Source organism: Herpetosiphon sp., assembly GCF_003512625.1.
GTDB classification, from domain to species: Bacteria; Chloroflexota; Chloroflexia; order Chloroflexales; family Herpetosiphonaceae; genus Herpetosiphon; species Herpetosiphon aurantiacus.
Genome location: NZ_DOPT01000059.1, coordinates 374,325 through 379,227, shown reverse-complemented (window position 1 = coordinate 379,227; position 4,903 = coordinate 374,325). Strand labels below are relative to the sequence as shown.

The 4,903-nt window shown below is 50.9% G+C and carries 5 protein-coding genes; 3 read left to right on the top strand and 2 right to left on the bottom strand.

Annotated elements, in window-relative coordinates; translation table 11 throughout:
• Nucleotides 1-108: 108 nt before the first annotated feature.
• Entirely contained in the window at nt 109-1,200 is a 1,092-nt protein-coding gene (locus tag DEF47_RS14145) for a 6-phosphofructokinase (protein WP_012192023.1), read from the bottom strand.
• Between the two features lie 221 nt (nt 1,201-1,421).
• Here DEF47_RS14145 and DEF47_RS14140 point away from each other — a divergent pair, with 221 nt between their 5' ends.
• Nucleotides 1,422-2,006 carry an MBL fold metallo-hydrolase gene (locus tag DEF47_RS14140; RefSeq protein ID WP_012192022.1) on the top strand — a complete coding sequence of 195 codons (585 nt, stop codon included), beginning with the start codon at nt 1,422-1,424 and terminating at the stop codon, nt 2,004-2,006.
• Nucleotides 2,007-2,114: 108 nt separating this feature from the next.
• Nucleotides 2,115-2,741, top strand: coding sequence for an MBL fold metallo-hydrolase (locus DEF47_RS14135; protein WP_012192021.1), 627 nt, complete (start codon nt 2,115-2,117; stop codon nt 2,739-2,741).
• Here the strand turns inward: DEF47_RS14135 and DEF47_RS14130 are convergent.
• Nucleotides 2,738-3,277, bottom strand: a complete 540-nt coding sequence (locus DEF47_RS14130) for a GNAT family N-acetyltransferase (protein WP_012192020.1) — start codon at nt 3,275-3,277, stop codon at nt 2,738-2,740. The two genes, DEF47_RS14135 and DEF47_RS14130, sit on opposite strands and share 4 nt — an antisense overlap.
• 117 nt (nt 3,278-3,394) lie before the next feature.
• On the opposite strand from DEF47_RS14130, the gene rimO reads away from it, so the two are divergent.
• Nucleotides 3,395-4,804 (top strand): 30S ribosomal protein S12 methylthiotransferase RimO, encoded by a 1,410-nt coding sequence (gene rimO, locus DEF47_RS14125; RefSeq protein WP_012192019.1) that lies wholly within the window; start codon nt 3,395-3,397, stop codon nt 4,802-4,804.
• Nucleotides 4,805-4,903: the final 99 nt, after the last annotated feature.

The window sequence follows — 4,903 nt, the reverse complement described above, 5'->3', positions numbered from 1 at the left end:
GGGGTGCAGGGGGATGAAAACACCCTGCGTTTCCCTCCGGCGGAGGGACGGAAGGGTGGCGAACCATAAAAGCAGTTATGTATGGATTGAAAATGCATAACGTTAAACCTATTGATTAATTCGTTGTTCTTCATCGCCAAACACAATGCCCAACGAACGGCCAGTTCGTACCATTTGGCCATCAACTGGCACAGGCTTAATTTTGTTGGCACATTCAAGCAATGGCACGGTAATCAATTGATCGTTTTGGATTGCCACTAGTTGGCCAAAGCGCCCTTGAGAGATCGCCCAAACTGCGCCAACTCCATAGCGTGAAGCCAAAATTCGATCGATCGGCGTAGGTGAGCCACCACGTTGAATATGCCCCAACACGACTGCCCGGGTATCTTTGCCAGTTAATTCAGCCAATTGATTGGCAACGTAATAGCCAATCCCGCCGAGCAAGCCTTCGCGTTGGTAAATTGCCTCGCCGCCGGCTGGCATTGCGCCCTCAGCCACGATAATGATGCTAAACGATGAACCAAATGCATCACGTTCGCCAATTTTGTGGGCCAGAGCGCGTAAATCGAAGGGAATTTCAGGAATCAGGATGGCATCAACCCCGCCAGCCAAGCCAGCGTGCAAGGCAATCCAGCCCGCATGGCGACCCATGACTTCGAGCACCATCACCCGATCATGGCTTTCGGCGGTGGTGTGCAAGCGATCAAGCGCATCGGTAGCAACCCCAATCGCTGTATCAAAACCGAAGGTTTGGTCTGTACCCACCAAATCGTTATCGATCGTTTTGGGCACGCCAACCACTGGCAAACCAAAGCTCCCCAAATCGTGGGCGATCGATTGACTACCTTCGCCGCCTAAGACCACGACTGCATCGATACCTTCAGCTTTGGCATTGGCCACAAATTCTTGGTAGGATGCATCGTTGCGCACCAGCTCGCCATCGGCATTTTTGTGCCAACCAAAATTACCTTTGTTGGTGCTGCCCAAAATCGTGCCGCCGCGACCGAGCAACCCACGCACTTCTTTCAATCCTAAAGGCCGCAGGCGCGGCGTACCAACCAAACCCTCAAAACCATCTTCAATCCCCACCACTTCCCAGCCATGCTCTAAAACTGCCGATTTTACAAAAGCCCGAATAACACCGTTTAAGCCTGGGGCATCGCCACCACTGGTTAAAATTGCAACTTTGCGAATGGCCATGGCACAACTCCTTAATATCTATATCTGCATGAAATCAAGCCCGATTAATTATGGCTATCCTAGCACTATCAGGTTGGCTCTGGCAAGGAATATTCATACGACCCATGGTTATGGTTTAGTTACCGTTGTACTCAGACCCAAGGCTGTATTACAGCTAAATAAGATAGGTTACTATAAGGCCGCGAGTGTGGTGAGTAACCTTTTAGAGAGGACATTCTACTATGACACCGACAATCATCAACGTTGGCTACGACGAAACCAATTATTACCTAATTGGGGCTACTGAAGGTTTTTTAATGCTCGATGTTGGTTGGCCTGGTAGTTTGGCTAAATTAATGGCCCAACTAAACCGTCAAGCTATCGCTTTTACGACAATTCGCTACCTACTTGTTACCCATTATCATCCCGATCATGCTGGCCTCGTCCAAGAACTAAAAGCCCAAGGCGTGCAATTAGTGGTCATCGAACAACAACGTTTCGCCATTCCCATCTTAAAAACCTACATCAAACCTCAATACCACTACCAAGAAATTACCTTCGATCAAACAATTGTGCTGCGGATTGAAGATACGCGGCAGTGGCTCGCGTCAATTGGCATTGCTGGCGAAATTATTCTAACACCTGGTCATTCTGATGATAGTGTTAGTTTGATTTTGGATAATGGGATCGCTTTCATTGGCGATTTACACCCTTACGCGAATAGCGACGAAAATCCAGCCTTGATCGAACAAAGTTGGCAAGAACTGCAAAAACGCGGCGTAACCTTGTTGTATCCCGGCCATGGCGGCACTCGTCCGTTGTTCTAAACCCAAGCCTTATCCCAAGGGCTGAAGCAAAATAAGCCTTATGGTGGAGCCAATCAGCCAACTAATTCGGTTAATCTACCCTCAATTCATTGTGATGGAGGCAAACCAATGCCATTTGGAATTCTGAATGTTGGCTACGATTCAACCAATTATTACCTGGTTGGCTCGACTTATGGTTTTTTGCTGGTCGATGCTGGCTGGCCAGGTACTTGGGGCAAATTGCTGGCCACGCTCAAACGACATGACGTGGATTTAGCTCAAATTCATTCCATGCTGATCACCCATTATCACCCCGATCACGCTGGCTTGGTGCAAGAACTTAAATCCAAGGGCATTCAGTTGATTGTGGCGGAAGAACAACAACCAGCCATTCCCTTGCTCAAAAGTTTAATCAAGCCCGAGGTAAACTATCAGCCGATTACGCCCGAACATACCACCATCATCAGCCTTGCACAAAGCCGCGAATGGTTGGCTTCAATCGCCATCGCTGGCGAGATCATCCACACGCCAGGTCACTCAGCCGATAGCATTAGTTTGGTGCTCGATCAGGGTATTGCTTTTACTGGCGATTTACAACCTTACGCCGCCGATGCTGAGAGCCAAGCCTTGGTCGAAAACAGTTTTCAGGCCTTGCGCGAACGTGGCGTGGAGTGGCTCTACCCAGGCCATGGCCCAATGCGGCCACTAATTTATACCAGCCAACAGGTTAAACTTTGCCCCGATGACCCAAGCTAGGTGAGGTCGTAACTAAAAAAGAGGGCGATCTCGCGTGGGTCAAGCGCGAAAGGATCATACAATTGCCAATCGCTGCCACACCAACGGAAGCCGACTGTGCGATAAAATTCAATTGCGGCTGGATTAGTCGTTTGAGTTTCGAGCCACAAACAACGCGCCGATAATTGCCGCGCCGCCGCGATCGCTGCCGTGAGCAATTGTCGGCCCAAGCCCCGCCCACGATAATGCCGATCCACATAACAATGTTCGAGCACTGCCCGCCGATTCCATTGTTGATATTCGACTGCCGCCAAACCCACCACCTGAGATTGATCTTCGGCCACCAAGACCCAATCGTGCTGCGGCAAACGCGCATAATCCTCGCTCAAATCGTAATGTTTTTCAAACGGGCTAGCCAAATCGACCAACGCTAAGTGCATAGTTAACTCTGTTTGGTGTAATTGATAGATCGTTGTAGTGCTAAAACTGGTGTCGAGCAAGCCAATCGCTGCCCGATCATGCGGCCAATTTAATCGCCGCAATTGAATTTCGTTCATGAAGCCTCACTTTCTTTGGAGTTCAATTACAGCCGAAGCTGAAACTTGCTGGTACAATAGACACATCGATCTTAATGTTTAATCAACGAGGCTTGCCTCATCGAGTTTATACAACACATGAAGTTTCATATCATTACTTTAGGCTGTCCGAAAAATACCGTCGATAGCGAAGGCATGCATGGCATTCTGACGCGCGAAGGCCACACCGCCGTCGATAGCAGCGATGGCGCTGACGTGGTGATCGTCAATACCTGTTCGTTTATCAACGCTGCCCGCGAAGAAACCGTGGGCGTGTTGCAAGAGCTGGCCAACAACAAAGCGCCAGGCCAGAAATTAATTGCGGCTGGCTGTATGGCCGAAAGCCATGGCGATGTCTTACGTTCACGTGTGCCTAAGCTTGATGCCACCCTCAGCACCAAAGAATGGATGCGCATCGGTTCAGTTGTGGCTGGCGGCGTTGCGCCTAGCAAAACCACAGGCTTTGGGATTCCCTTGATGGGCGGCGCACCAAGTGCAATGCCCAGCACAGGGCTTAATCTTAGCCTCACGCCTGCCGCAACTGGCGATAGCCTCGGAGCCTATGGCGATTGGCGCACAACCGCGATTACCCGCAACAAACGCGGCCCCTCGGCCTATCTCAAAATTTCCGATGGCTGTAATTTGCGCTGTGCCTTCTGTACGATTCCTTCGTTCAAAGGCGATATGCGCTCAAAAGCGGTTGGCTCGATTTTAGGTGAAGCGCGTGAGTTGGTCGAGGCTGGGGTGCAAGAAATTATTCTGGTTGCCCAGCACCTCACCGATTATGGCCGCGATTTGGGCATGAAACAAAATGGCCTGGGGGTTTTGCTCGAAGAGTTAGCCGCAGTTGTACCAGCCGACCGCTGGATTCGGCTGATGTACGCGTATCCTCAATCGGTTACGCCTGATTTGGTCGAAACCATGGCGCGGCTGCCACAATTGTGTCATTATGTCGATATGCCATTGCAGCATGCCCACCCTGATACCTTGCGCCGCATGCGCCGCCCACCCGACACCGACAAAACCAAAGCAATTGTCAATTCGTTGCGCCAAGCCATGCCCGATTTGTCGTTACGCACAACGTTTATTGTGGGCTATCCTGGCGAAACCCGCGATGAATTCAAAGCTTTACTCGAATTCCTCGAAGAAATGCAATTTGATCGCGTTGGCATGTTCCGCTATTCATTGGAGCCAGGCACAGTTGCTGGCGAATTGCCCGATCAAGTCGCTGAGCGAGTCAAAGAGCGGCGTTGGAACGAAGCCATGGCGGTGCAACAAGTGATTTCGCGTGCTCGCACTGCGCGGTTTGTCGGCCAAACCATGAAGGTATTGGTCGAAGGCACTGGCACTGATGATGATGGTCGGGCGATTGTGGTTGGGCGTTCGTATCGCGATGCCCCCGAAGTTGATGGCTTGGTCTTTGGCTATGGCGCTGCCGACGTTGGCCAATTTGCCAAGATTGCCATCAACAAAACCACCGATTACGACTTGTGGGGCGAAATCGTTTAAGCAACCCCTCGCCACTCAACCCGCGCTTCCGCCAAGCGAGGCGAGAGCCAGTAAACCTAAACTGCGCAAAAGCCCCTCGCCCGCCGCAGTGGGAGAGGG